General features: G+C 39.1%; 24 protein-coding genes and 1 tRNA gene. 9 read left to right on the forward strand and 16 right to left on the reverse strand.

Features of this window, described 5'->3' with window-relative positions; genetic code table 11:
• Positions 1 to 56 precede the first annotated feature (56 nt).
• A complete protein-coding gene (locus tag AC3WJG_RS03610; RefSeq protein ID WP_098526139.1) occupies positions 57 to 731 on the reverse strand; it encodes a hypothetical protein in 675 nt (224 codons plus the stop codon).
• 312 nt (positions 732 to 1,043) lie between these two features.
• Between AC3WJG_RS03610 and AC3WJG_RS03615 the strand changes: the two genes are divergently transcribed.
• Entirely contained in the window at positions 1,044 to 2,000 is a 957-nt protein-coding gene (locus tag AC3WJG_RS03615) for an LCP family protein (RefSeq protein ID WP_371264487.1), read from the forward strand.
• Between the two features lie 214 nt (positions 2,001 to 2,214).
• Positions 2,215 to 2,580 carry a hypothetical protein gene (locus AC3WJG_RS03620; protein ID WP_014458652.1) on the forward strand — a complete coding sequence of 122 codons (366 nt, stop codon included), beginning with the start codon at positions 2,215 to 2,217 and terminating at the stop codon, positions 2,578 to 2,580.
• 26 nt (positions 2,581 to 2,606) lie between these two features.
• Here AC3WJG_RS03620 and AC3WJG_RS03625 read toward each other — a convergent pair whose 3' ends face one another.
• The 5 genes from AC3WJG_RS03625 to AC3WJG_RS03645 all read right to left on the reverse strand — a co-directional run bounded on the left by AC3WJG_RS03625 (position 2,607) and on the right by AC3WJG_RS03645 (position 7,083).
• Complete coding sequence (locus AC3WJG_RS03625) at positions 2,607 to 3,125, reverse strand: NAD(P)H-dependent oxidoreductase (protein ID WP_060747166.1); 519 nt, start codon at positions 3,123 to 3,125, stop codon at positions 2,607 to 2,609.
• Between the two features lie 140 nt (positions 3,126 to 3,265).
• Positions 3,266 to 4,012: a YwaF family protein gene (locus tag AC3WJG_RS03630; protein ID WP_337133983.1), complete on the reverse strand. Its 747-nt coding sequence runs from the start codon at positions 4,010 to 4,012 to the stop codon at positions 3,266 to 3,268.
• 259 nt (positions 4,013 to 4,271) lie between these two features.
• Positions 4,272 to 5,795, reverse strand: coding sequence for an ABC transporter permease/substrate-binding protein (locus tag AC3WJG_RS03635; protein WP_028410980.1), 1,524 nt, complete (start codon positions 5,793 to 5,795; stop codon positions 4,272 to 4,274).
• A complete protein-coding gene (locus AC3WJG_RS03640; protein ID WP_028410979.1) occupies positions 5,795 to 6,745 on the reverse strand; it encodes an ABC transporter ATP-binding protein in 951 nt (316 codons plus the stop codon). The genes AC3WJG_RS03635 and AC3WJG_RS03640 overlap by 1 nt, the downstream gene beginning before the upstream one ends.
• A gap of 265 nt (positions 6,746 to 7,010) precedes the next feature.
• Positions 7,011 to 7,083: transfer RNA gene (locus AC3WJG_RS03645), tRNA-Thr, on the reverse strand.
• Between the two features lie 210 nt (positions 7,084 to 7,293).
• On the opposite strand from AC3WJG_RS03645, the gene AC3WJG_RS03650 reads away from it, so the two are divergent.
• On the forward strand, positions 7,294 to 8,346 hold the full coding sequence (locus tag AC3WJG_RS03650) for a Rieske 2Fe-2S domain-containing protein (RefSeq protein WP_098526137.1): 1,053 nt from the start codon (positions 7,294 to 7,296) through the stop codon (positions 8,344 to 8,346).
• 34 nt (positions 8,347 to 8,380) lie between these two features.
• Here the strand turns inward: AC3WJG_RS03650 and AC3WJG_RS03655 are convergent, their stop codons facing one another.
• On the reverse strand, positions 8,381 to 9,904 hold the full coding sequence (locus AC3WJG_RS03655; protein ID WP_098331977.1) for a DHA2 family efflux MFS transporter permease subunit: 1,524 nt from the start codon (positions 9,902 to 9,904) through the stop codon (positions 8,381 to 8,383).
• A 264-nt stretch (positions 9,905 to 10,168) separates the two neighbouring features.
• Here AC3WJG_RS03655 and AC3WJG_RS03660 point away from each other — a divergent pair, with 264 nt between their 5' ends.
• Complete coding sequence (locus AC3WJG_RS03660; RefSeq protein ID WP_098526135.1) at positions 10,169 to 11,071, forward strand: TetR/AcrR family transcriptional regulator; 903 nt, start codon at positions 10,169 to 10,171, stop codon at positions 11,069 to 11,071.
• A 7-nt stretch (positions 11,072 to 11,078) separates the two neighbouring features.
• Here the strand turns inward: AC3WJG_RS03660 and AC3WJG_RS03665 are convergent, their stop codons facing one another.
• Together AC3WJG_RS03665 and AC3WJG_RS03670 are read right to left on the reverse strand one after the other, a co-directional pair.
• Entirely contained in the window at positions 11,079 to 11,276 is a 198-nt protein-coding gene (locus AC3WJG_RS03665; protein ID WP_098526134.1) for a hypothetical protein, read from the reverse strand.
• A gap of 137 nt (positions 11,277 to 11,413) precedes the next feature.
• Positions 11,414 to 12,688, reverse strand: coding sequence for an ATP-binding protein (locus tag AC3WJG_RS03670; protein ID WP_028410975.1), 1,275 nt, complete (start codon positions 12,686 to 12,688; stop codon positions 11,414 to 11,416).
• A gap of 271 nt (positions 12,689 to 12,959) precedes the next feature.
• On the opposite strand from AC3WJG_RS03670, the gene AC3WJG_RS03675 reads away from it, so the two are divergent.
• Together AC3WJG_RS03675 and AC3WJG_RS03680 are read left to right on the forward strand one after the other, a co-directional pair.
• On the forward strand, positions 12,960 to 13,724 hold the full coding sequence (locus AC3WJG_RS03675; RefSeq protein ID WP_025750122.1) for a sulfite exporter TauE/SafE family protein: 765 nt from the start codon (positions 12,960 to 12,962) through the stop codon (positions 13,722 to 13,724).
• 234 nt (positions 13,725 to 13,958) lie between these two features.
• Positions 13,959 to 15,311, forward strand: coding sequence for a cation:dicarboxylate symporter family transporter (locus AC3WJG_RS03680; RefSeq protein WP_028410974.1), 1,353 nt, complete (start codon positions 13,959 to 13,961; stop codon positions 15,309 to 15,311).
• A gap of 27 nt (positions 15,312 to 15,338) precedes the next feature.
• Here AC3WJG_RS03680 and AC3WJG_RS03685 read toward each other — a convergent pair whose 3' ends face one another.
• Positions 15,339 to 15,734 (reverse strand): hypothetical protein, encoded by a 396-nt coding sequence (locus AC3WJG_RS03685; RefSeq protein WP_013058625.1) that lies wholly within the window; start codon positions 15,732 to 15,734, stop codon positions 15,339 to 15,341.
• A gap of 70 nt (positions 15,735 to 15,804) precedes the next feature.
• Positions 15,805 to 16,776 carry an NAD(P)H-dependent flavin oxidoreductase gene (locus AC3WJG_RS03690; protein ID WP_102812928.1) on the reverse strand — a complete coding sequence of 324 codons (972 nt, stop codon included), beginning with the start codon at positions 16,774 to 16,776 and terminating at the stop codon, positions 15,805 to 15,807.
• Between the two features lie 172 nt (positions 16,777 to 16,948).
• Between AC3WJG_RS03690 and AC3WJG_RS03695 the strand changes: the two genes are divergently transcribed.
• Both AC3WJG_RS03695 and AC3WJG_RS03700 read left to right on the forward strand, forming a co-directional pair.
• Positions 16,949 to 18,991, forward strand: a complete 2,043-nt coding sequence (locus AC3WJG_RS03695) for a catalase (protein WP_102812929.1) — start codon at positions 16,949 to 16,951, stop codon at positions 18,989 to 18,991.
• Positions 18,992 to 19,114: 123 nt separating this feature from the next.
• Positions 19,115 to 19,828 (forward strand): YoaK family protein, encoded by a 714-nt coding sequence (locus tag AC3WJG_RS03700; protein WP_028410971.1) that lies wholly within the window; start codon positions 19,115 to 19,117, stop codon positions 19,826 to 19,828.
• Positions 19,829 to 19,854: 26 nt separating this feature from the next.
• Here AC3WJG_RS03700 and AC3WJG_RS03705 read toward each other — a convergent pair whose 3' ends face one another.
• Positions 19,855 to 20,352 carry a GNAT family N-acetyltransferase gene (locus AC3WJG_RS03705; protein WP_028410970.1) on the reverse strand — a complete coding sequence of 166 codons (498 nt, stop codon included), beginning with the start codon at positions 20,350 to 20,352 and terminating at the stop codon, positions 19,855 to 19,857.
• A 200-nt stretch (positions 20,353 to 20,552) separates the two neighbouring features.
• On the opposite strand from AC3WJG_RS03705, the gene AC3WJG_RS03710 reads away from it, so the two are divergent.
• Complete coding sequence (locus tag AC3WJG_RS03710; protein WP_013058630.1) at positions 20,553 to 21,134, forward strand: YitT family protein; 582 nt, start codon at positions 20,553 to 20,555, stop codon at positions 21,132 to 21,134.
• A 37-nt stretch (positions 21,135 to 21,171) separates the two neighbouring features.
• On the opposite strand, the gene AC3WJG_RS03715 is transcribed toward AC3WJG_RS03710, so the two are convergent.
• The 4 genes from AC3WJG_RS03715 to AC3WJG_RS03730 all read right to left on the reverse strand — a co-directional run bounded on the left by AC3WJG_RS03715 (position 21,172) and on the right by AC3WJG_RS03730 (position 25,862).
• The gene (locus AC3WJG_RS03715) at positions 21,172 to 22,152 is read right to left on the reverse strand and encodes an LCP family protein (protein WP_176524065.1); all 981 of its coding nucleotides are present in this window, start codon (positions 22,150 to 22,152) and stop codon (positions 21,172 to 21,174) included.
• A gap of 75 nt (positions 22,153 to 22,227) precedes the next feature.
• Positions 22,228 to 24,150, reverse strand: a complete 1,923-nt coding sequence (gene ltaS, locus AC3WJG_RS03720; RefSeq protein ID WP_028410968.1) for a lipoteichoic acid synthase — start codon at positions 24,148 to 24,150, stop codon at positions 22,228 to 22,230.
• Positions 24,151 to 24,556: 406 nt separating this feature from the next.
• Positions 24,557 to 24,910, reverse strand: a complete 354-nt coding sequence (locus AC3WJG_RS03725) for a cupin domain-containing protein (RefSeq protein ID WP_028410967.1) — start codon at positions 24,908 to 24,910, stop codon at positions 24,557 to 24,559.
• Between the two features lie 52 nt (positions 24,911 to 24,962).
• The gene (locus AC3WJG_RS03730; RefSeq protein WP_102812930.1) at positions 24,963 to 25,862 is read right to left on the reverse strand and encodes a DMT family transporter; all 900 of its coding nucleotides are present in this window, start codon (positions 25,860 to 25,862) and stop codon (positions 24,963 to 24,965) included.
• Between the last annotated feature and the right edge of the window lie 112 nt (positions 25,863 to 25,974).

Below are 25,974 nucleotides of genomic sequence, written 5' to 3' on the forward strand. Positions count from 1 at the left end.
GTGCAATATTACTATTATAACATAGTTATTTAGCAATATTGTACAATGAATAGAGGTTAAGACAAAGCCGCGTGAAGAGTAGTAAGCTGCTCTTTAACCGCTTTTCGCTGAATACTTACTTTCATCAGCCAGCCATTTTCTCCGTATCTATAAATAAATTCGTACGTACCTTTAGAAAAATATTCTTTTACCAGCATGTCCCGGTTTTCAACAAATCCCGGATCGCCAATAAAATAGGTACCTTCTTCAAGCGGAAGCTCATGAACTTTTTTTTCTAGCTGCTTCTCTTCGTCTTCGTCCTCATCTATCACAATGTGCAGACCGCATTCGTCACGCACAACATCAAATTCACCGTTTTGTTCAAGCTCGAGCACCGGCACCACTTGTCCATTTACCGTTAGAAGCTGCTTCGTTCCTTCAAGGACCTGGGACCAGTGATCATCGTATAAAGTAGAAGAATAAAAAATATAACCCTGAGATTTATATAATAAAAGCAGCTGTTCAAAATGATTTTTTACTTGTTCTTTATCAAACAGAATAACAAAATGCTTTCGATAGAAAAAACTTGTAAAAGGCAGAATAGACGATTGATTAAGCTCTTTAATTATTTCAGCACTATCTTTACCTGAAATAATAGCTCCGGTCAATTCCCCCGCGCCATAAGGTTTCCAATGACTTAACGCCGTTTCTGGAATCAGCACAAGGTTCGAAGATGACACATATATACTCATTCGCTTCACTCCTTTTTTCTACATTTAGACCTATATTTGATTCTCCCCAAATAGAGACTTTCCTCTTATTCCATTCTTAAAAGACAGAACTTTTCCCCTAACTATGATAGATTATAACAAAGATTCTTGAAAAAAATAACCTTTATTTCCTCTTTCTTCTATTTGTACACTTCTCTCATTTTAGCTGTCTTCGCAGATTTACTAGTGAACGTACTTGCTAATCTAATTCCTTAGTGGTAATTTTATTATGTCGTTTTATAATTTTTTGCATAATTGGTTTCAAACAAAAAAGTATTAATATTTTTGAATGCGATGGTGAGACATTTGGAAGAACGTACAGAACGTAAACAACATAAAAGAAAAAAGCAAAGAAAAAAGAAACGCTTTAGAAAGCTACTTCTTTTCTTTCTCATTCTTGTAATCGCCGCTGGTGCGTATGTGTATTATCAATACCAACAAGGGTTAGCAGAAGCAGACGGAGCTTTTGGGAAAGATGGACAATTTGATTTTAATGGTGCAAGTGCCAATTTAGATAGCATGAATGTACTGCTTCTTGGAATTGACTCTCGAGGTGAAGAACATTCGCGTGCCGATACAATCATGATTGCTCATTATGACAAAGACAGCAATCAGCCTAAAATTATTTCTTTGATGCGTGATTCATATGTGGATATTCCTGGACATGGCAAAAACAAATTAAATTCAGCCTATGCATTTGGCGGGCCTGAATTAATGCGTAAGACAATTAAAGAAAATTTCGGCGTAGATGTAAACTATTATGCCGTTGTTGATTTTAAAGGTTTTTCTAAAGTTGCCGATACGATTGCCCCTGAGGGAATTACGGTTACCGTGCCGCACGAAATGTCATCAGGAATTGGCATGACGCTAAAACCTGGAAAACAAACTCTTCACGGAGATAAATTACTAGGATACGTGCGATTCCGACATGATAGCCAAAGTGATTTCGGGCGCGTGAAGCGTCAACAAGAAGTAATAGGTAAATTAATGGATGAAGCTCTTCAAGTAAAGACGCTGGCGAAAGCTCCTAAGCTATGGGGCGTCATTGATCCATATGTGGATACAAATATTCCGCCAAAAACATTTATCGTGATAGGAAAAGATTTCTTAGTTGGGAATCAGCCAGATTTAAAATCTCTTCGTTTACCGGTCGAAGGTTCCTATTCAAATGAACGAGTATCCGGTATTGGTGCTGTTTTAAGCATCGACCTTGAAGAAAACAAACAAGCGTTACAGTCATTTTTAAATTAGGAAAAGGTGTCCATTAGCGGACACCTTTTTTTATACTATTCAAAAAAACTTCTGTTTTTCCTCCCTATCCTTCAAAAAATTTTCAGCTTCGACAAAAAATGAAGTCATTTTCCAGGAAACAGCTATTTCTTTGAAGTTCTATTTTTGCTGTTACAGGCGTATATGAAAAGAGAAGGACTTCTTTTTTATATTTTTGATTCAAGGAGATGAACGTATGAAATTATATGGTTTTCAATCTGAAGAAGAGCGTTCCTTTCTTCATTCTACCTATAAAGTAAACCCATTGCTTTCTCATACTGGAGATGTCAAAATCAGCTTTTTATCTTTTCAAGAAAATGATTATACCCCCCGTCAAGAAGCTACGATTCCACAGCTTCTACTAGTCGTTCACGGGGAAGGCTGGGTAGCTGGCGATAACGGACTGAAAATTTATATCAAACAAGGTGAATCCGCATTTTGGAGAGCGGGGGAATCATTTGAAGTCGGGAGTCTAACGGCTATGACAGGATTACTAATTGAAGGATTAGATATCGCTCCTCAAAAGCTGCTTACTTCTTTTTCACGAACAAATGTAAATTAAAAGCCGCGTTAACGCGGCTTTTTTTATTACCTTAGTAATTGAGCGTAGCTTTCAGCACTATCTTGAATGACTTTTTCGCTCAGCTCACCGCCTGCTCCTTGAAATAGAAATGGTGTTTGGAACTTCATACCTGTTAAATTTGCCGTAGCTTGAAACGGAAGAAGCAGATGATTCATTGGGTAGCGGTTGTATCCCCCTTCTTGATAAGCTTCCGCAGGTCCTCCTGTCGAAGTAGCTACGACAAACTCTTTTCCCTGAAGTTTAGTACCTTTGCTTCCATAAGCCCATCCGTATGTTAAGACAACATCTTGCCACTCTTTTAAGAGTGCTGGTGAGCTGTACCAGTAAAATGGAAATTGAAAAACAATACGATCGAATTGAACAGCTAACTCCTGCTCTTTTTCTACATCAATTTTAAAATCGGGATAGTTTGCGTATAAATCATGAACGTACACATTCTCTTCTTTTTTTACTCGCTCTGCCCACGCTTTATTAATGCGAGAAGATGCTAAGTTTGGATGCGCTAAAATAACCAGTGTTTTCATTTTGATACTCTCCTTCTGATGTCTGTGCTTGCTTTGTTCTTTTCTATTTTTTACGCTTGCCTCTCACGGCTCATTCAGTCATTCTTTCCTTTTACTTCAGGAAATCCGAGTTAGTTTACACTTATAAACTACCAGTATTATCATTTTGCTTCAACAAAATTGACTTTGCTTTTATCACCTTTAATTTTTTTATGTACCCAAAACGGCAGATAAAGGACAAGAAAGCTAAGAATCATAATTCCTTCAATCCATACTAAATACCAAGGATGAGGTCCAAGAACATCCAGCAAGGAAGCGTGCTCTGGCTTTTTCATCATGTATAAATAATTCGCCCCGAGTAAACGATTCATGACATAGATAAAACCTCCGTACAGATTAACAACTACTACGCTTACCCATAAAGAACGAAACGTTGGCTCATATTTGCAGACAGCAATTAGCATACAGCAAGCAAGTACCACACCGCCATGCGATACATAAAACTGCACATAGCAAAACTGGGCATACGCATAGCCGCCAAGGTCTGGGGTAATCATCGCTTGAACAGAGCTGCTGATTCCGGCGAAGTACACAAAATAAAAAAGAAACCTGCTTTTGGTTATCAGCATAACAGCAGCCAGCAGCACGACTATATCACTGAGCTGAAGAGGCAAGGAAGTTTCAGCAGACCACCGATGACATCCGATTTCCCAAGCCTGGTAGGATGTTTCTGAAGCAATTAGAATAAGTGAAAGCAAAATAAACACAAACCTCTTTTTTCGCAGCTGCTTTCGACACAAAAAAATAAATGCTCCTATGATCACGATAATAGCTAAAGTTACAAGGTGTTCAACTGAAAAAAGCTGAAAGGAATGTTGTACAGGATGACACCTAAAAAATGAATTCATAAAAGCACCTTCCTTCCATCAGAAAACAAATTTGGTACCTTTAGCTTGTTCATAAGACCTCATTTTCATTAATGCTTCTCTCGCATTAAAAAGAGATTGAGACATAACGAAATCACGTCAATCTAAAGATGGACCAATGGTGTAAATGATCGAATATGAATCAACTGCTACAAACAACTAAACTAAAAAGATCCGAACGATTCATCATTCGGATCTTCTTTCAACTAACATACTGTTGTCCTAGCTTTTTTCTTCGTTTTCACTCTTTAATTAATCCTTTTTTCACTAAGAATTGATGAGCAACTTCTTCAGCCGTTTTTCCTTTCGCATTTACTTGATAGTTCATTTCACGCATTTCGTCATCACTGATTTTACCGCCCAGTTGATTTAAGATTTTTTTCAGTTCAGGGTGCTCTTTTAGCGTATCTTCACGAAGCACAGGCGCTCCTTGATACGGAGGGAAGAACTGCTGATCGTCTTTTAAGACTTTTAAACCAAACTGTTTGATTTCAGGGTCCGTTGCGTAAGCATCAAGCATGTTAATATCGCCTTTTTCTACAGCGCGATAGCGAAGCTTCGGCTCCATCGTTTTAATATTCGGGAAGGTAAGACCATATTCTTTTTGAATGCCTACATAGCCGTCTTCACGATCTTTAAACTCAAGCGTAAATCCTGCTTTTACTTTATCTGTTGCATTTGCCAAATCTGAAACAGTCGTTAGATTGTTTTCTTTGGCAAATTCTTTTGTCACGGTCAATGTGTACGTATTATTAAACTTCATTGGATCTAAATAGACAAGGCCGAATTTCTTTTGAAATCCTTCTTTTGCCTGCTTGTACACCTCTGTTTCATCTTTGCTGTCCGGCTGTTCCTTTAGATGCGTCACAATGGCTGTACCCGTATATTCAGGGTACAAATCAATTTCCTTGTTACGCAGAGCCTCAAATACAAATACCGTTTTCCCAAGCGACGAACGAAGATTTACTTTCATATCGGTTTGATCTTCAATTAATTCTTTGTACATATTAATTAAAATATCTTGTTCTGCACCAATTTTCCCTCCGATAACAAGGTCTGGTTTTGTTGCGCTCATCGCTGCAAACGGAGAAACAAGAATGAGTATTAATACGAGGATCATAATAAACGAGCGTTTTTTGGACCCTTTTTTAGCTGAGTGTTCAATCGTTCGCAGAATTCCATCAAAAATAAGCGCTAATAATGCTGCTGGAATGGCTCCTAATAAAATCAAACTATTATCGCTTCGGTCAATACCAAGCAAAATTAAGCTTCCGAGTCCGCCCGCTCCGATAAGAGCCACGATTGTTGCTGTACCAATAATGAGTACCATCGCTGTGCGAATTCCGGCCATAATGACAGGAAGCGCTAGAGGAAGTTCTACTTTAATTAATCGTCTCCATGAGTTCATCCCCATGGCTTTGGATGCTTCAATTAAAGATGGGTCCACTTCTTTAATTCCGGTATATGTATTTCGTACAATAGGAAGAAGCGAATATAAAAACAGTGCAATAACCGCGGGAAAGGTTCCAATTCCGACAAGAGGAATCAGTAATCCTAATAAAGCGAGTGAAGGAATGGTTTGCAGTACGGCTGTTACACCAATGATCGGTTCAGCAATGCGGTCATGCCTCGTTAAGTACAGTCCGAGCGGCACTGAAATTAATACGGCGATAACAAGAGCCAGTACTGAAATTTGAATGTGTTCAAGAAGAGCTTGAAACAGTGCATCTCCTCGTTGATCTAATAATGTGCTTAGTGCATTCATTACAGCGTTCCTCCTTCTTTCGTTTTATCAGAAAGAAACGCTAATAGAGTTTTGCGCGTTACAACGCCAATACGTTTGCTCCCTTTTTTCACGGCTATTGCTTCATGGTCGTAAAGGGCGTCCATTGCCTGCTGAACAGTAGCGGTTGAAGCTAGCTCTTCAGTAGGTTCTACGTCTGGCTGTTCACTTTCTTTGACAAACATATCCAATGTCTCAAATAAAGTATTTCCTTGATTCCCAATAAATGTTTTTACAAATTCATTTTTAGGCTTTTGAATGAATTCCTCAGGGGTTCCAACTTGAACAATTTCCCCATCTTTCATTAGGCAGATACGATCTCCAAGCGTCATGGCTTCGCTCATATCGTGCGTAACAAACACAAATGTTTTTTTGATTTTTTCTTTTAAGCTAATAACATCTTGCTGAAGCTGTTCGCGGCTTAACGGATCGAGGGCACTAAAGGGTTCGTCCATTAAAATAACGGGGGGATCAGCTGCGAGGGCACGTGCTACACCTACACGTTGCTGCTGGCCACCTGAGAGCTCAGACGGCTTTCGGTTTCGATACTGCTTCGGGTCTAGTCCTACCAAGGTAAGCAGTTCATCAATACGCGTTTTGATTTTGTTTTTCTTCCAATGCTTCATCTCGGGTACAATGGCTATATTTTCAGCAATGGTCATATGAGGAAAAAGAGCAATCTGCTGCAGGACATAGCCAATGTTCCAGCGCAGCTCATGTATGTTGTGGTCCGATACGAGCTTATCTTTTATGTATAGTTCTCCTTCGGTAATATCATGGAGACGGTTAATCATTTTTAAGGTGGTTGTTTTCCCACATCCACTCGGACCAATTAAAACGAAAAACTCTCCTTCTTTAATTTCTAGATTAATATTTTTCACGGCGGTCGTACCGTCTGGATATTGCTTTGACACATTCTTAAACGTAATCAAATTATCGTTCACACTCCCTGTTGAAATTTAAGCCCTAGTTTCGTGTACCCAATACTTAGAGGCAATAAACATTCTTTTAAGAATATTTCTAAATATGATTCATAAGACATAGTGGGAAAGATACACATATTTTCTCACAGCCTCCTAGTAAGGCTATCAAACTGTTAAAGTTTTCACAAGGCAGGAAAGAATAATTTGGAGAATAATTTTAAAGCCGACACAAATAAAAAAACCTTCTTTCAACAAGAAAGAAGGTTTTTTAGTATGCTAGCGACAGGGATCGAACCTGCGACCTCTTGCTTACCATGCAAGTGCTCTACCTACTGAGCTACACCAGCGTCTTGGAAAATTATATCACGTTTAAATTCATTTAGGAAGCGCTTTTTTAATTTTTTTTATTGATATATTCTCTAATTTGCGTCTTCTGAAATTCTCACTTTCTACAAAGTTCCATATTTTATGTTAGAACTCCTTACATAAATTGTGTGAATTTTCTTTTTTTATATTACCCTTAGTAAAAGAGCTTACAAAAGAAGGGAAGAAAATAGATGGAACAACAACCAACCATGACAAAATCAAAAACGGCAACTCCCTACCCAAGAGACTGCACGTTCAGCCTGGAAGATTGGACGACGCTCGCTAAGTATTGGTACCCCGTCGCACGCTGCAGTGATGTAACAGAGAAACCAACGTCCGTAAAACTGCTAGATGTAAATCTAGTTCTATACCGTACCACACGCAAAGTAGTAGCAGCTCGTGATTTATGCGTTCACCGAGGCACCCCGCTTAGCATGGGCTGGGTGGAAGATGATGAAATTGTCTGTCCTTACCACGGCTTCCGCTATGCAACGGACGGCGCATGCACGTCGATTCCAGCTCACCCTGATGCCAACATTTCTCCCCGCTTGTGTATGGCCGTCTATCCAGTTATTGAACGATTTGGATTAGTGTGGACTTCCCTGACAGGAGAACAAGATAACCTGCCTTACTTCGATGCGTGGGAGGATCCTGATTTTCAGCAGATTGTTTGTCCGAGCTTTGATATCATGGGTTCGGCCGGTCGTCAAATGGAAGGCTTTTTAGACGTAGCTCATTTTGCCTGGGTTCACACGGACACATTTGGTGATCGAAACAACGCCTTTGTGCCTAAATATAAAGTAAGCGATACAGATTATGGGCTTCATGTAGAATATACAAGCACCGTGAGCAATTATTCCAAAGAACAGCAGCATTTAAATCCACCTGATTTTAAATGGCTTCGCGTCTTTGATGTTTATCCGCCGTTTACAGCTACGCTAAAAGTATACTTCCCAGAAGGCGCAGAGCTGTGGATTATGAATGCAGTCTCTCCTATTTCAGCCCGCGAAACACGTTTATTCGCACCAATCGCTCGAAACTTTGACAAAGATTCTCCCGTTGAAGGTGTGTATGACTTTAACCTTCGGGTCTTTGACGAAGACCGTGAAATGGTTGAAAACCAAAAACCTGAGGACTTGCCTTTAGACCTGCAGATGGAAGCGCATATTATGGCTGATCAAACGTCCATCGGCTACCGGAAATTATTAAAGAAAATGGGCTTAAGCTTTAGATATACAAGCTAAAGAAATCCCCGCTGTCTCAGCGGGGATTTCTTTTTCATTTAGCAAACTGCTCGCGTCCTGCTTTTTCCTTTACCACTTCATCTTCACTTGCCGGCATTGCGCGTTTCATAAACAATGAAAGAATTAAGGCAACCACCACTAGTACTACTGAGACGGCAAACGCATCGTTAATCCCTTGTACCATTGCCTGCATCCCAATCTGTTCTTTCATTTGAGCTGCCCCGGCTGCGGTTGCATTCGCTGCTCCCGCTCCGCTCATTGCATCTTGAGCGAGCTCTTTTGCATGCGTAGCTGTACGGTTTGACATCACCGTTACTAAAAGAGCCGAACCAATAGCTCCCGATACTTGTTGAAGCGTGTTATTCATCGCAGTACCATGAGGATTAAAGCGCTGCGGCAGCTGATTTAATCCGTTTGTCATAACCGGCATCATCACCATAGACATTCCGAACATGCGAAGCGTGTAAAGCGTAATAAGCGTTGTATACGTCGTATCAAGCTCTAAGTTACTGAAGAAATACGTCGTAACGGCTGTAATCGTTAGACCCGTTACAGCTAGTGCACGCGCTCCGAATTTATCAAATAATTTCCCGGTTATCGGTGACATCACGCCCATTAGCAGCGCACCTGGAAGCATTAGTAATCCTGAATGAAGCGGAGAAATGCCTCGTACCGTTTGAACATAAATTGGCATTAGCAGCATGGCTGAGAATAATGCCATTGTGATCACCATTGAAATCGTTGATGATAAAGCAAACATTGGATATTTAAAAATGCGGAATTCAAGCATAGGTGTTTTAAGCTTGAACTGACGCGTAATAAATAAAATCAGAGCCACAGCTCCTACGATAATCGTGCCGTACACTTCCACAGAATCCCAGCCTTTATCCCCTGCTGAGCTAAATCCGTATAGAAGTCCTCCAAATCCAATTGTAGATAACAAAAGAGATAAAAAATCCAAATTGATTTCCACTTTTTCTTTTTTGTCTTTTAATAGAAAGAAAGCCCCTATTAATACAATTGCAGCGATTGGCGTAACAAGGTGGAACAGCATTCTCCATTCATAGTGTTCAATTAGCCACCCTGATAAGGTAGGGCCAATTGCCGGAGCAAAAATCATAACTAAACCGAAAATCCCCATCGCAGCTCCGCGTTTTTCTAACGGAAAACTTGTGAGCAATACGTTCATTAAAAGCGGCATCATAATGGCTGCGCCTGATGCTTGGATAATACGAGCGGTTAACAAGACCGAAAATACGGGCGAAGCACCGGCAAGTATTGTTCCTGCTGTAAATAAAGTCATCGCCGTTAAAAATAAGCCTCTGACAGAATAGCGCTGAATTAAAAAAGCGGTAGTTGGAATCATAATACCATTCACTAACATATAACCAGTAGAAAGCCACTGGACAGTTGACGTTGTCACATCTAAGTCTTTCATAATAGACGGAAGCGCCACATTTAATAACGTTTCATTCAACAATGAGATAAAAGCGCCAATTAACAAAATAGCAATTATGCCATAAGGCGGCTTTTCCATTTGATTTATCGATTGACTCATTATTGTACCTCCTTATACTATAAGTTCATTTTTTTAGACATATGTTCTACATAGAGTATATTATACTGTGAGTTCAATTTATGCAAGCGAAAAATCTTGCGTTCATGTCCTTTATTTTATCGACTTTTTCAGTTCTATAATCCTTTTATATCAATATATTGTCGTGATATCGTCCATTTTTTGAAAAGAACATTTGTGTAAACGTTTTAAATCATGTATCATAAAGTTGGACCATGAGTCTAATTTTACATTCAGGTGATAATAATGAATAACCGAAAAGAGCAAGTTGTAAAAAATGCACACCATCTCTTCGTTGAAAAAGGATTTCAAGCTACATCTATTCAAGACATCATTGATTATAGCGGCATTTCGAAAGGAACATTCTACAACTATTTTTCTTCAAAAAATGAATTATTAATCGCTGTTTTTACCTGGCTTCATACAACAATTGAACAAGAGCGGAATCAGCTGCTGGTTGGTAAAAGCCTGACCGATGTAGATGTATTTGTTAAACAGATTGATGCACAGATGAAAAACCATCATAAACATAAATTTTTCACATTACTTGAAGAAGTATTTGTTTCCAATGATCCCGATTTAAAAGCATACATAAAAAGAACCCAGTTTGTTGAAGTAAACTGGTTTTACAAGCGGTTCATTGATTTATTTGGACAAGAAAAGAAACCGTACCTGCTAGATTGTGCAATTATGTTTCTTGGCATGCTTCATCGCAACTTTCACTATAATTTTATGGTTAACGGCACAAATACTGACCCACATGAGATCATAAGCTACAGTGTCAAGCGCCTGCTTCCTCTTGTAGACGAAGTAGCAAATTCAAGAGACATTTTGCTCGATCCGCAAACGATTAAAGAATGGCTTCCATCTTGCCCCAATACTAAAAATCAAATAGAACAGGACATTTCCGCAGCACTTATCGATTTAAAAAAACAGGTTCACAAACAATTTACGGATGAATTCGAACGTCAAAAATGCACAGAGCTTATTAGTTTTATTGAAGAAGAGCTGTTTAAACAATCAAATCCCCGCAAGTTTGTTGTTGATAGTGCCCTTCAATCGTTAAAGCAGCTGTCTGTCGACGAAAGTAAGACAACGCTAGAGGATTTACAGACGATGATTGATCAGTATGTGAGTGAACTTCATTAAAAAGAGGTTAAGACGTAACTAAATCATTCCAATTTAAAGTCGAATAAATGGGATACATGAGCTGAATCGCTTGAGAAATCGCAGTTAATTTCCGTGCAAGACTTCGCTTTCTGCGGGCGGCCGGTAAGCCTCCTCGTCGCGTACGCTCCTGTGGGCTCTCACCTGTGCCGCTTTTCCTGCAAGAGTCTTCGCCTTGCCCTCCCATCAACCGCTAGAAGCGACTAAATAGATGAAACCTACATTTACCCTGCCAATGAAAAAATCCGAATGCGTTTGATTCTCCCTCAAGAATCAAACGCATTCGGATCTTCCTTCAACTAAATAACTTTTGTCCCGACCTTTTTATTCACAAAGTGGAAACTCAAGTGAAAAGCACGTTTCTTTTCCTTTTACGCTAGACACACTCACTTTTCCCTTCATATAATGAATAATGCTGAAAGATACCATCGTTCCAAGTCCCGTACCTTTTTCTTTTGTTGTAAAATACGGTTCACCTAGCCGGTTGATTTGTTCTTGCGTCATGCCGCAGCCCGTATCAATAATATCCACAATAACAGCTCCGCCTTCTTTTCCTACTTTAATAGTTAACGTGCCTCCGTCTTGCATCGCTTCAATACTATTTTTAAATAAATTGATTAAACACTGCTGAAGCTTTCTTCTTTCTCCCATTACGAAGCACTTCACTTCTTCATCAAATGTAAAATCAATCGCGACTCCATTCATATTAGCAAGAGGAGTCATAATATGGGTGACGTGATGAATCTCTTCTGAAATATTCATTTTTTCATTTCGTTCTGGTGCAGAATTGGCAAACAGCAAGTAATCATCAATGATTTCTTTTGCGCGGTCTAGTTCATTAATCGCAATGGAAATGTAGCGTTTTTTAGCAGGTTCTTTTTCATCTTCTTGCAGCATTTGCATAAATCCTCTGCTTGCCGTTAGAGGATTTCGTACTTCATGAGAGATGCTGGCAGCTAAATGACTGACAATTTCTAGTTTCTCTGCTTTCATCAGGCGCTGCAGCACTAGTAAATTTGCCCGTATCGCTTCCCACAGTATGGTAATTACAAACATGCCTGCTACATCTAAAATCGCGAATTGAACCCACACGCTAATAGGAATGCTTGTGACGTGCAAGACAAAAATAGATACAAGCATAGCTAATAAAGAACCGATTATACTAAGACAGGTGCTCACGATAATTCTATTTTTTAATGAGAAATGTAAAAAGTATTTTGTTAGGAAAAATAAAGGAATGGATAAAATCGGAAGAGCAATTAATGTTGATAAAAACCCTACATCATACCCGCCAATTAGCAAGCGCAGCAGTAAAATAAAGACAAAAAGCAAGCTTCCTAGCGGCCAGCCTCCATATAACGTTCCTAAAATATAAGGAATTCTTCGAAGATCCATTCGATAGTCATCCGGGACATAAGCTCCGTTAACCGGAAACAAAAGGCAGAAGGTAATAGCTAAAATCGGAAATACCGCGATATAACGATCTTTCCACCAATGAATTTTTTTAGCATACTTGATTAAATAAAACATCTGTACTAAAAACAGCGCCAATAAAATAAATAAAAAATTAATTAACAAATCTTTCGTGACAAAACTCATGCATTCACCGGTCTTTCAAATGAGATAAAAATAAACTCTTTTATTGCATTTACATTTGTAACACAAATTAGAGCGTAATCATAGATAAATAAACGTATTCTATTTACTTTTTTACAACTTCCTATCACTTTATCGTCCGTTCCCTAAAATAGTGAAGGCTAAGAAAACCTTTTCAACTTCACTAAAAATATTCAGAATTTTATTTACATATGAGCTACAATGCTCTATAATCAGATCAATGTACTTGGTTTTGAGAGTAGGAGGACGAAATATGGAACTATCAATTACCTTAATGGGATTATTCGTTGGAACCCTTGTAGGCTTAACGGGGGTTGGAGGTGCCGCTTTATTAACACCTTTACTGATTGTTCTCGGCATTAACCCTTCCATTGCCGTAGGAACAGATCTTGTCTACAATTCTATCACAAAATTATTCGGAGTCGCTCAGCACTACAAACAGCGAACCATTAACTTTAAATTAGCAAAATATTTAGCCTTCGGAAGTATTCCGAGCGCTGTGCTGGCTATTGTCACACTTCATGCATTTCCATCTTTTCACGAGCATCAAGAAACGATTATTAAGCACGCTCTTGGATACGTCATGACACTGGTTGCCATTTCAATTATCTTTCGCGTCTTTTTCGATAAATTAATTCGTCCAAATCGATTTCAGGAAATGGACTTAAATCAGAAAAAAGGATTAACAATCGGAATTGGCGTAGTCTTTGGATTCATTGTCGGACTAACATCGATTGGTTCGGGCTCATTATTTGCGATTGCGATGCTGTACTTATTTAAGCTCAAAACATCTGAGCTGGTTGGAACTGATATTGCACACGCGTTTCTTCTCGTTACGGTGGCTGGTATTTTAAATGCAAGCTTTGGAAGCGTGGATTACATGTTGACTGCTAACCTATTAACTGGATCTATTCCAGGTGTGTTAATCGGAAGCCGTTTATCAACGAAAGTGCCTTCAAGACCGCTTCAAGCCATTATGGCAACCATCATTCTAATTAGCGGAATTAAATTAATTTAACTAATAAAAAGCACATGCCTTTGCATGTGCTTTTTATTAGTTTTTTTAAAGATCTGCATTAAAAATAATAATGTTTTAAACCACTTCCTTTCCCTTCTTATACACTTCAACTAATATTTTTATTGAATTTTAGTCAAAGAGACCAATGACACTCCAAACAACCTTACGTTAAAATGTAAAAAAACATTACATCTATTGTGATATTTTAAAAATTGTACGACGAAGGGAGAACACATGACACAAGCAGCGGCAAAAAGTAAGCAAAAACCTTTTTATAAAGGTCTTTTCTTTCAAATTATGATGGCAATTGTACTTGGAATAGCTGTAGGATATCTGTGGCCAAGCTTTGGAAATGCTGTGAAACCGATTGGAGACGGTTTTATTAAGCTTATCAAAATGCTGATTGCTCCTCTTATTTTTGGAGTAGTCGTTGTTGGAATTGCCAAGGTTGGAAACATTAAAACAGTTGGGCGTATCGGCGGAAAAACCATTCTTTACTTCGAAATTGTCACAACATTCGCTCTATTGATCGGTCTATTAGTAGCAAACGTAATGAATCCCGGCACCGGTATGAATGTTGATCCTTCAAGCTTAAGCACAAGCGAAGTAGACGCGAAGACTAACGGCTCCGAACTTCCGAGTGAAGGTGATTTTTTTCTTAATATGATTCCAGACAGTGCAGTTGGTGCTTTTTCAAGCAACTCCATGCTTCAAGTACTTTTAATTTCTTGTTTGTTTGGCATCGCGCTTGTCCATATAGGTGGAAAAACAGCAGAGACCCTTTTAAATGTATTGGAAAAAGTAAATGATGTGTTGTTTAAAATTATGGGATACATTATGAAATTAACGGCTCTTGCCACGTTTAGTGCCATGGCATTTGCAGTTAGTCAGTACGGTCTTGGAACACTTGCTGCATTCGGAAAGCTATTTATCGCTATGACAATTGCTTGTCTCGCATTTGTTCTCGTTTTAGCTGTTATTTTACGAATCTATTTAAAATTAAGTTTGTGGAAAGTCATTCTATATATACGAGAAGAAATTATGCTGGCATTTGCTACGGGTTCCACTGAAGCCGTTATGCCGCAGCTCATGGATAAATTCGAACAAGCAGGATGCAACAAAGCAGTCGTTGGCCTTGTTGTACCTACGGGCTATTCGTTTAATCTAGACGGTGCTTCCATTTACTTGTCTCTTGCCCTCGTCTTTTTAGCACAAGCAACGGGCGTGGATTTGAGCCTCACTGATCAGCTTTTAATGCTTGGTGTTCTTCTTCTTACATCTAAAGGAATGGCTGGCATTCCAGGCTCAGCCTTTGTTGCTCTCTCTGCTACTGCAGCAGCAACCGGATCCATTCCCGTAGCAGCCGTTGCTCTGATGCTCGCTCCTGATCGCTTTATGGGTAATTACCGGACCACAGTTAATATTATTGGTTATGCAGTAGCTGCTTTTATTATCGCACAATGGGAAAATTTATTAGATCTACAAAAAGCAAATGATGTGCTGGACGGAAAAATTGCGTATCAGCCCAAAAATGCTGAAATTTCTCTCCCAGAGAGTATTCCAGCCGCCAATGAAAAAGCAATTTAACAAAAAAATTTCCTGGCCGAGACAAGTCTATTTTGCTTGTTTTTCGGGCAGGAATTTAATTGTTACATGAAAGGCCTTTTGCTGAAACTTATTTTCTTCGAGTATTTTATATACCATTTGTTTAATCGTTTCTTGCGTTTTGGCATCAGCTGAAACGGAAGGCTCCATATACACATCCAGCTCTACTCTGTCTTTTGAATAAAGGGAAGAATTCACGCCCCTTGATTCATAGCCCGCTTCAGTTAAACCGCTGCTGATTTTATGCCAAATATCCAGTTTGTCCATTTGTTTAATAACAGGCTTTGCTTCTTCGTACACTTGTGCTTGCTGAGTCTTGAAAACTTCTTCTTTTTTAGTGAAAACTGCATACCCTGAACCTACTACTAAAAACGTCATAATAGCAAATGCTCGCATCCTTTTCATTCTCTCACCTCATTTAGAGATATAGATTATAAATATGCGAATAATTGCTGCAGTATGACGGCTTGTATCTCTACTTCTTTTCTACGATACTCAGCAGTCGTTCAGAACCGGCTTCTACTTCTTCTCTCATACTGTCAAAAAGCTCTTGCACCGTTGGGATACTATCAATCAGTCCAACGACTTGGCCTGCCCATCCATAGCCTTCATCAATTTTATTTTCATAAATATACCTGCAGTTTGCCCCTCCGCTAATGACGTCTTTTAACTCTTCGTACCTCTCTCCTTGCTCCTCACGCTTAATAATGTCAAGAGTGTAGTGGGACTTCAATACGCGTCCAGGTGCTCCGAACGAACGTTTAATAACCACAGTATCGGTTTCTTTCGCTTCTATAATGGCTTGTTTATACGCATCATGGGCATCTACACATTCTTTTGTCGCAATAAAACGTGTTCCCATTTCTATCCCTTCAGCGCCTAATGATAGCGCTGCCAATAATCCTTGTCCGTTTCCAATCCCTCCGCTTGCTAGGACCGGAATTGACACAGCCGCAGCTACTCGAGGAATTAATACCATTGTGCCTAGATCCTCACGTCCGATATGTCCTCCTGCTTCTTGCCCCACTGCCATGACAGCATCTGCTCCCAGCTTCTCAGCTTTTTGAGCTTGACGCACGTTGGCTACCAGTACGAGCGTTTTAATTCCCGTTCCTTTTATTCTCTCAAAAATAGGTGCGGGATTTGCTCCTGTTATGGAAACAACCGGCACACTTTCTCCTACTGCTACGTCGAGAAGTTCTTTATAAGAACCTTCTGTTTGACCTCCAACAGCAAAATTAACGCCAAAAGGACGCGAAGTTAAAGAACGTACTTTTTTAATTTCAGCTCGAAGTTTCTCAGGTGTTCGGAGCGTCATAGCCGTAATTTGTCCAAGCCCGCCTGCATTTGAGACAGCAGCCGCAAGTTCTGCGTACGCTAAATACGCAAGACCTCCTTGTACAATTGGATATTGAATCCCTAATAAATCTGTTACCCGTGTTTTCATCTATGTATCCCCTCTCCTTTTATTTTTGTATTTATGAATACTTATTCATAATCATAACAAGAAAATAACGGATTTCCTACGAAAAAATTCCAACATTTCTGTTTGCTTCAACTTTTGATAGGGTACACATTTTGTAATGATTATTAACTGAAGATCAAGGAGGAAGACATGTATGACAAAAAAGCACCCTGTAAATGAAAAAAGCAAGCAAGAACAGCTCGAGCAGTTTAAAACAGATGATCGAAACCAAGCGCTCACAACCAATCAAGGGTTAAAGCTTTCCGAAGATGAATTTTCTTTGACAGCAGGTGAACGCGGTCCAACCCTTATGGAAGACTTTCATTTCCGTGAAAAAATGACGCATTTTGACCACGAGCGCATTCCTGAACGCATCGTTCATGCACGAGGCTTTGCTGCTCACGGAGAATTTGAACTGTATGACTCGCTCAGTGAATATACAAAAGCTAAATTTTTACAGAATCCGTCTGTAAAAACACCTGTATTTGTCCGTTTTTCTACTGTAGCAGGTTCTAAAGGTTCAGCTGAAACGGTGCGCGACGCCCGTGGTTTTGCAACAAAATTTTATACAGAAGAAGGAAACTATGACTTAGTTGGAAATAACATTCCCGTGTTCTTTATCCAAGATGCGATCAAATTCCCAGATTTAATTCACGCTGTTAAGCCTGAGCCACACAATGAAATGCCGCAGGCAGCTTCAGCACATGATACGTTTTGGGATTTTGTCGCCAATAACCAAGAGTCTGCTCACATGGTCATGTGGTCAATGTCAGACCGTGCAATTCCACGCAGTTTGCGTATGATGGAAGGCTTCGGCGTACATACTTTTCGCTTAGTTAATGCAGAAGGAAAAGCTCATTTTGTCAAATTCCACTGGAAGCCTGTGCTCGGAACGCATTCCCTTGTTTGGGACGAGGCTCAAACAATTTCTGGGAAAGACCCTGATTTTCATCGCCGCGATTTATGGGAATCGATTGAAAACGGAGACTATCCTGAATATGAGCTAGGCATTCAAATCATAGATGAAGAAGATGAATTTAAGTTCGACTTTGACATTCTCGATCCAACTAAGCTTTGGCCAGAAGAAGACATTCCCGTCAAATTGGTTGGAAAAATGACCTTAAATCGAAATGTAGACAACGTATTTGCCGAAACGGAACAAGTCGCATTCCATCCGGGGCATGTGGTACCGGGAATTGATTTTTCCAATGACCCTCTCTTACAAGGAAGATTGTTTTCATACACGGATACCCAGCTTATTCGTCTTGGCGGTCCGAATTTTCACGAACTTCCAATCAACCGTCCAGTATGCCCGTTTCATAACAATCAACGAGACGGTTACGGACGTCAAACGATTAACAAAGGGCCTGTCAGCTATCACAGAAACTCTCTAGCAGCCAATACCCCGGCTCCTGTACCAGAGTCAGAGGGCGGTTATGCTCACTATCAAGAAAAAGTGGAAGGAAGAAAAGTTCGAAGCCGAAGCGAAAGTTTTAAAGACCACTTTTCACAGGCAACGCTATTTTGGAATAGCATGAGCGACACTGAAAAAGAGCATATTATCAGTGCTTTTAGCTTTGAGCTTGGAAAAGTGAAAAGCAAGTCTGTTCAGCAGCAAGTTGTTGATATGTTTGCCAACGTCAGTACAGTGCTAGCTAAACAAGTAGCACAAGCGATTGGTGCAACGCCTCCATCAGGAACAGACGCGCCAGTGACCAAGTCATCTCCGGCTCTTAGTCAGGAACAGACGATTAAAAAGCCGAATACGCGTAAAGTAGCTGTCATTGTAGCGAATGACTTTAGCAGTGACCTACCACAAGTGTTAAACAGTTTAAAACAACAGGGCATTCAGCCTGAAATTGTAAGCACGACCCTCCAAAACGTAAAAGGAACAGACGGGTCAGAACTTGAAGTACAGCACACGTTCTTAACAAGTGATTCTGTTTTATTCGATGCGGTTTATGTTGTCGGAAGCGCCTCGGCTGATGAGAAGTTTCGTAAAGAAGCACTGACGTTTGCTCAAGAAGCATTCGAGCATTTTAAACCAATTGGCGCGACGGATGAAGGTGTTAAGTGGCTAAAAGCTGCTGGTTTAGATAGCAGTCCCGGTGTCGTAACTGGAGAAACTACACGCTTTACAGATGAATTTATTGAAGCTATTTCAGCTCACCGCCACTGGAATCGTCACGTTATATAAATAACAAAAAAGATAGGGACCTACCCTATCTTTTTTCTATGAAATCGCAGTAATTGAAGAAAAGCTTTTCTTTTGCTTATACTAGATAATGCACCTTAGATTTTCAGGAGGCAGAAAGAAGACATGCTCACAAATAAATCATCTTACTTTTTACAATTAACGAAACGATTCAAAAAAGCTGCAACGGCAAATTCAGTTATCCTTGGAATTTTGTTAGCTATTGTGGGAGGTTTTCTTGATGCTTATACGTATATAAGCAGAAACGGAGTATTCGCAAATGCACAAAGTGGAAATATCGTCTTATTAGGTGTAAAGGCAGCGCAAGGTCAATGGACAGAAGCTTTTCTTCATATCCCCCCTATTGTAGCCTTTATCCTAGGTGTTGCTGTAACCGAAACATTTAAGCAGCCGCGATTTGTATCTGTACTCCCTGATACTTCTCGTATCGTATTGCTTTTAGAAATTGTCGTACTCATTATCGTTGGTTTTTTACCGTCTAGTGTTTCTAATATGTTGGTTACAGTAACAATTTCATTTGTTGCTGCTCTTCAAGTTTCTTCATTTAGAACTTTGATAAAATGGTCATATAATACAACCATGACAACCGGAAACCTTCGTACTGCTTCTCAAGCAGCATACTATGCTATATTCAAACGCGATGAAAACGCTGCTTATCAGTGCCTTCGTTTTACCGCCATTATCCTCTCTTTTTTGAGCGGTGCATTGTTAGGTTCTATTTCTACTTTTACCCTGGGGACAAAAGCAGTTTGGCTAGCTTCTGCTATTCTTTTTCTCGCTTTTGTCATTTTAAATTCAGAATCTCAAAAAAGCCTTTGAAATCAATGATTTCAAAGGCTTTTTTATTAAACGGATTTTCTAAATGCCATAACATGCAAATCTTTTACCGGATAAAAATCGTTATCAGGAAAGCGAACGTAACCTCTTTTAGTGTACAGCTTAATGGCATGTTCCATTGAATGATCTGTATGTAAACCTAAATAAGAACACCCTAGCTCCCGAGATTTTTTTTCACACGCTTCAAGAAGCGCGTTGGCGACTCCTTTTCGGCGATGAGACGGAGCAACTGCCAGCAGACGAATTTCGGCCCATGGAAATGGCTTTAACAATCCGCCGTATACATCCGTATTCGGCGGATAAAACAAAACGCTTCCTGCCATTTCTCCATCGATTTCAGCTACAATGCACTCAAATTTCTTTTCTTCACTCAGGGTATGTAAAATTCCCTTTCGATATCTTTTCCAGTGTGCTTCTGATTTTACAGCTGCATACTGCTCATAAGCAGCAAGCGTCACTGTTTCAATAAATGATGTTTCTTCTTCTCTAGCTTTTCGAACGATCAATTTTTTCTCCTCCATTTACCTTCTTCGTTAGTTCTTATTGTCTATGGTGAACCATGTTTATGCAACACATTTGCATTTTCAAACAGCTTCCTTTGCATATATTTAATCCGTTCATTATGGTTTCTAAAGCGTTCCTTGTGCTGAAACTCGGCTTGTCTTCATATACATATAAAGAGATTCATAGACAAGGATGAGACAGCATGTATAAAAAATTGATTGCAATTGGAATTGGCAGTGTGTTTGTTAGTATTGGAATTAACGTTTTTATTCTTCCGCTTCAGCTTGTAACAGGAGGCATTACGGGAATTAGTTTAATCATTAATTATTTACTCGGCTATAAAGTAGGTGTGATGATTTTTTGCTTGAACTTGCCGATTTACCTTCTCGCCCTAGGTTTTAACCGCTCTTATTTTTTAAATGCTATCTATGGCATGGTTCTCTCAGCCGTTATGATTGATTTGTTGTTTCCGCTTCACGGGATTTTTCACCTTCCCATTATCTTAAGCGCTTGCCTTGGAGGTGTTTTTAACGGAATTGGAACCGGCATCATGCTCCGGCAGCACGCAAGTCAAGGCGGGGTCGACTTATTTTCTCTGATACTTGCGAAATGGTTATCTTTAAACCCCGGCATCATTATTTTAGTGATTGACGCATCTATTATTATTTCAGGTATTTTACTGCTTCAAAACGATACAGCTATTTATTCATTATTCATTGTTGTATGCTCCGGTATAGTGACCAGTTTAATTACGTCATTCAAACGCATCATCGTCTATGTATAAGGAAAAAGCCTCGAGAAATGCATCTCGAGGCTTTTCTTTATTTGTCATTTAAGAATTCTTGCAGCGCTTCTTTATTTTTGTCTAAATCAATATCAAGCACCATACCCACACCGCTATACGTTTTGTTTTCAAACGATCCATCTAACGGCAGTCGCAGGCTTTGAACATCTTTCATGTTTCCTGTTACCACATCTTTAGCCAGAAGCATCATGCTTTTTGTATCTAAATTTGTATCGATATAAGGATCCATTACGCCGAGAAGCTTCGGTATTTTAAACACGCTGTTTAGGCTTGCTACTTCTTCTTTAAGCTTTAAAACGACTTCTTGCTGACGTTGAACGCGTCCAAAATCACTCATGTTATCATGACGAAAACGCACGTAGCCAAGCAGTTGTTCACCGTGTAAAACTTGGGTACCTTTGTGAAGTGTCATACCAATTCCTGAAGACATATCGTGAGGCACGGTTACTTTAATGCCATCAGGTGCAATCGTATCTACAATTTTTGAAAACCCTTCGAAGTCCACAACTGCATAATAGTTAATATCGATATCAAAATTTTGTTTGATCGTTTGACGCAGCAGCTCAGGACCTCCGAACGCGTAAGCAGCATTCAGCTTTTGCTTGCCGTGTCCTGGAATATCCACGTACATATCCCTCATAAGGGAAACAATTTTCGGGTGTTTGCTTTTAGAATCGTAGTGAGCAATTAAAATAGAGTCTGTACGAGAATGCTTTTCCCCGCGCGAGTCACTTCCTAACAGCAGCATATTTACTTCTCCGTTATTTGGGAGACTGCCTTGAAACTGTTCAAATGTCGTGCCGTCATCCGCAAATTTACCATCGCTTGCCATCGATAGCCCTTGCTTATATTGGAAATAGCTGTATATGCCTCCAATGATAAGAAAAAGAAACAACAAAGCAAAGAACACTCTGCCCCATCGAACTCTTCTTCTTCTTTTGCGTCTTGTTCGCTCCACGTTTCTGTCACCAGCTTTCTTTTTCAATGAAGTTCTCATAAAACAAGCAAGTAGCTAAGCTTTTAAAAAGCTCCTCTACTTGCTTGTTTGGATTGTATGGTGTGAAAGCTTACATTACTTTTCTGTTTCTTGGTCTTTTCCATACATGTATTTTGATGGATCGACCGGTTTAAAGTCATCTAATTTATTAAATCGTAATAAATCACCGTATAACACTTTATCAGAAAGTTCTAGCTCTCTTCCAACTTTCTTTTTATAAGCCTTCGCTTCATCTGTTGCTGTGATTCTTTCTCCCGTGTTTGTATCGTAATACTTGCCGTCAATTGACGTGTATTTCGGAGAAACATAATCACCGTTTCTAAATGCTACTACCTGATCATGGTCTTTTGATAATAAATCTGTACCGAATTGAACATACTCTTTACTATCAATTCCCACTAAGTGAAGAAGCGTAGGTACTACGTCAATTTCACCGCCGTACGTATGGTTCACTCCACCTTTTACGCCTGGTACGTGAAGGAAGAACGGTACGCGTTGAAGCTGAGCGTTTTTATATGGCGTAATTTTCTCGCCAAGAACTTTTTCCATTGCTTTGTTATGATTTTCAGAAATACCGTAGTGGTCACCGTAAATCATAATAACTGAGTTGTCATATAAGCCTGAAGCTTTTAGCTCTGTAAAGAATTCTTGCAGTGATTCATCCAAATAACGAGCCGTTTGGAAATAACGGTCTACCGTTCCATCTCCTGTGTTTGCCGGCTCAATGCTAGCATCGCCTTTATCAAGGACAAATGGAAAATGGTTTGTTAATGTAATCATATGCGCATAGAAAGGCTGCTTCAATGACTGTAGCATTGGCATAGATTCTTTGAAGAATGGCTTATCTTTTAATCCATAGTTTACTTTGTTATCACCAGTCATATTGTAATAACTTGCGTCAAAGAATTTATCCACACCGAACTGTTTATAAATTTCATTACGGTTCCAGAACGTTTTATAGTCTCCGTGTAAAACGGCACTTGTATAGCCGCCCTCTTGATCTAAGATCGCTGGTGCTGCTTGGTACGTGTTGCGGCCTTTTAAGCTAAATGCTGATCCTTGAGGCAAGCCGTATAATGATGTATCCATCATAAGCTCTGCATCAGCTGTTTTACCTTGTCCTGTTTGATGGAAGAAGTTATCAAAATACATAAATTCATTTCCATTTGCTAATGAGTTTAAAAACGGCGTTACTTCTTGCCCGTTTAACTTGTAGTTAATCAGGAATGACTGAAATGATTCTAGATGAATTTTAATAATGTTTTTTCCTTTTGCTTTACCGGCATACTCAATATTTGGAGCTGCATAGTGACTTGTACTGAAGTTTTTCACTGTTGTTAAGTCATCACTGCTTGCGAATGCTCGCTGCTTTGAGTTTTTAAACGTTTGAACTGCATCATACACCGTATAGTTGTATGCTCCTAAATATTTCACTAGGTAGTTGCGATCAAATGTTCTTGTTAGTAATTCAGGGCGATCTTTTTCAGCATAGTGCAAGTTAATTGCAAAAGCGATAGCTCCTGCCGCTAGTACCATGAACGTATAGCGGAATTTAAGGCGTGCTTTTGGCCATTCGATTTTTCTAACAAACAATAGCGCAATCAGTAAAACGATATCTACAAAGTAAAAAATATCGTGAGCTTTTACTAAATCAGCGATACTGCCTCCTAAATGACCCGCATTGCTTGTTTGCGTTAAAGTAGGCAATGTCACAAAGTCATTGAAGAATCGATAATATAAAATATTGCTGTACAAAATGACCGTCATGATTGTACTAAGGATAAGCGTCCAAACGATGGCTCTTTTCCCTTTTGCAAACAATGCTAACCCTAAAAAGATCAAAGTTGAACTAATTGGATTAATAAACAATAACGTTTTTTGCATTGAGTCACTTATATCTAAGTTGAACTCCACTTTGTAAGACATGTAAGACTTGATCCACATGAATAAAACCGCTATAAAAAAGTAAAACAACGGCTTTGAAAATAGTTTTTTCATTTTCAAATTCCTTTCACTAAAAAGTAGAGATTTCATGTTCAGCTAACCTCAGGAAAGTCCCCTACATTAAATCGTAACGGTTACGTCCTGCAAAAGATTACCTGAAAATGATTCAATTTGTCAAACAATATCATCTTCATCTCTTTTTTTAGTCATCTACAAAATTTACATTTCAACTTGTAATCTCTTATTTTTTATCGTGATGTTAATATTACACAATTGTTAATTTGTAAATTTTGTTCTCCCTATATTGCATACATATTAATTTACCACATTTCTGCTCTGCAATAAAAGTATTTTTATTTTATTAGGCATAATATTTCACATACTGAATGAAAAGGTACTATTGTACTGGACGTTATTCTTCGCTTGCTGTTAGGACTAGTAAAAATAGACTGATCTATGCTTAGTCTTTATCTTCATCAACAGCTATGCGGTCTCCGTGTGCAAAGGGCTGTGAAATAACTAGAAACTCAATCTCTTCGCTCGAACGATTCATCATTTGATGAAGAATGGACGGAAGCACTTCTATTCCTTCATGTGCTTTTACATCATAAATAATTCCGTCTACTTCTAGAGCAGCTGTTCCTTTTAGCACAAAGAAAAATTGCTGTGCTCTCGTGTGATAATGCCTTACCTCTTTCGTATGAGGAGGCATGCGCTCATGAATAATACTTACGTCTTTATTTTTCACTAGGTGCCACCCATCGCATTTCCCTCCCCACACGTAGTGTTCTGCGTTTTGCTTACTGACTTTCATGACTAGCTCCCCTTTTTCTAATAAATGAAGACCTGCAGATGAAATAGAAATTCTATGTGATTTTTTTAATCTTGCTATTGGAAATACTTTTTTTAGATGAAGGTTTTGGCTTCAAAGTAAAAAGCATTCCTAAAAAGATCAAAACAATGCCTGCCAGCTGAAAAAGCGTCGGGCGAAATCCCGTGAATGCTGTATCTAATAAAATAGCAACGGCTGGATCTAAAAACACTAGAGCCGAAATCACCTGAGTTTTTAAGTAACGCAAGCTGTCGAAAAACAAATAATACACTAAACCAGTATGTACAAAGCCCGTTACCAAAATAGCTGTCCAATTGGCCGCTGTTAAGAAATGAAAATCACTAAAATGAACAAACGGCAATAATAAAAAAATCCCTAAAAAAGTCTGAATAAATGTAACAGCGTAAGCACTCGTATGAATAATTCCTTTGCCAAGCAGCGTTGTGCATGCATAAAACAAAGCGGCTAAAAGCGCCCACAGTATTCCTGAAGACATGAAGCCATCAATCGTAAGTTCCTTCACCCCAATAATCAGAAGTGTTCCCACAAAACAAGTGAAAATAGACATAACGCCAAGAACTGTTAATTTCTCCTTAAAGATAAAGCTTCCCAGAAGCAATACTAAGACGGGTGCAAGATGATAAATAGAAATAGCTACCGTAACGGACATCATTTCAAATGCTTTAAATAGAAACACCCAGTTAAACACAAGGAATATGCCGCACAGTAAAATCTGCTTTATTTCTTTGGCATTCCATTTCTCCCTTTTATATTCACCGGTTACAAACCAGCACATTCCGAGAAAAAGCGTTGCACAAATACAGCGAACAAATACTAAATCAAAAGAAGGAAGTCCAGTTTGTGTGGAGAAAAAGCCAATTGAACCAAAAATACTCATTGAAACCATCATTTTTACCATTGGGCCTGCTTTCATTTTTCCACCTCACTTTCAGAAAACTATTATTATTCAAACATAAAGAAGTCTATTTGTAAATTAATGGTTCATAAGCTCTGTTCCATGAAAAAGCAAAAAGCGCAAAGACACG

It is taken from the genome of Priestia sp. FW507-14D1A (assembly GCF_058781295.1).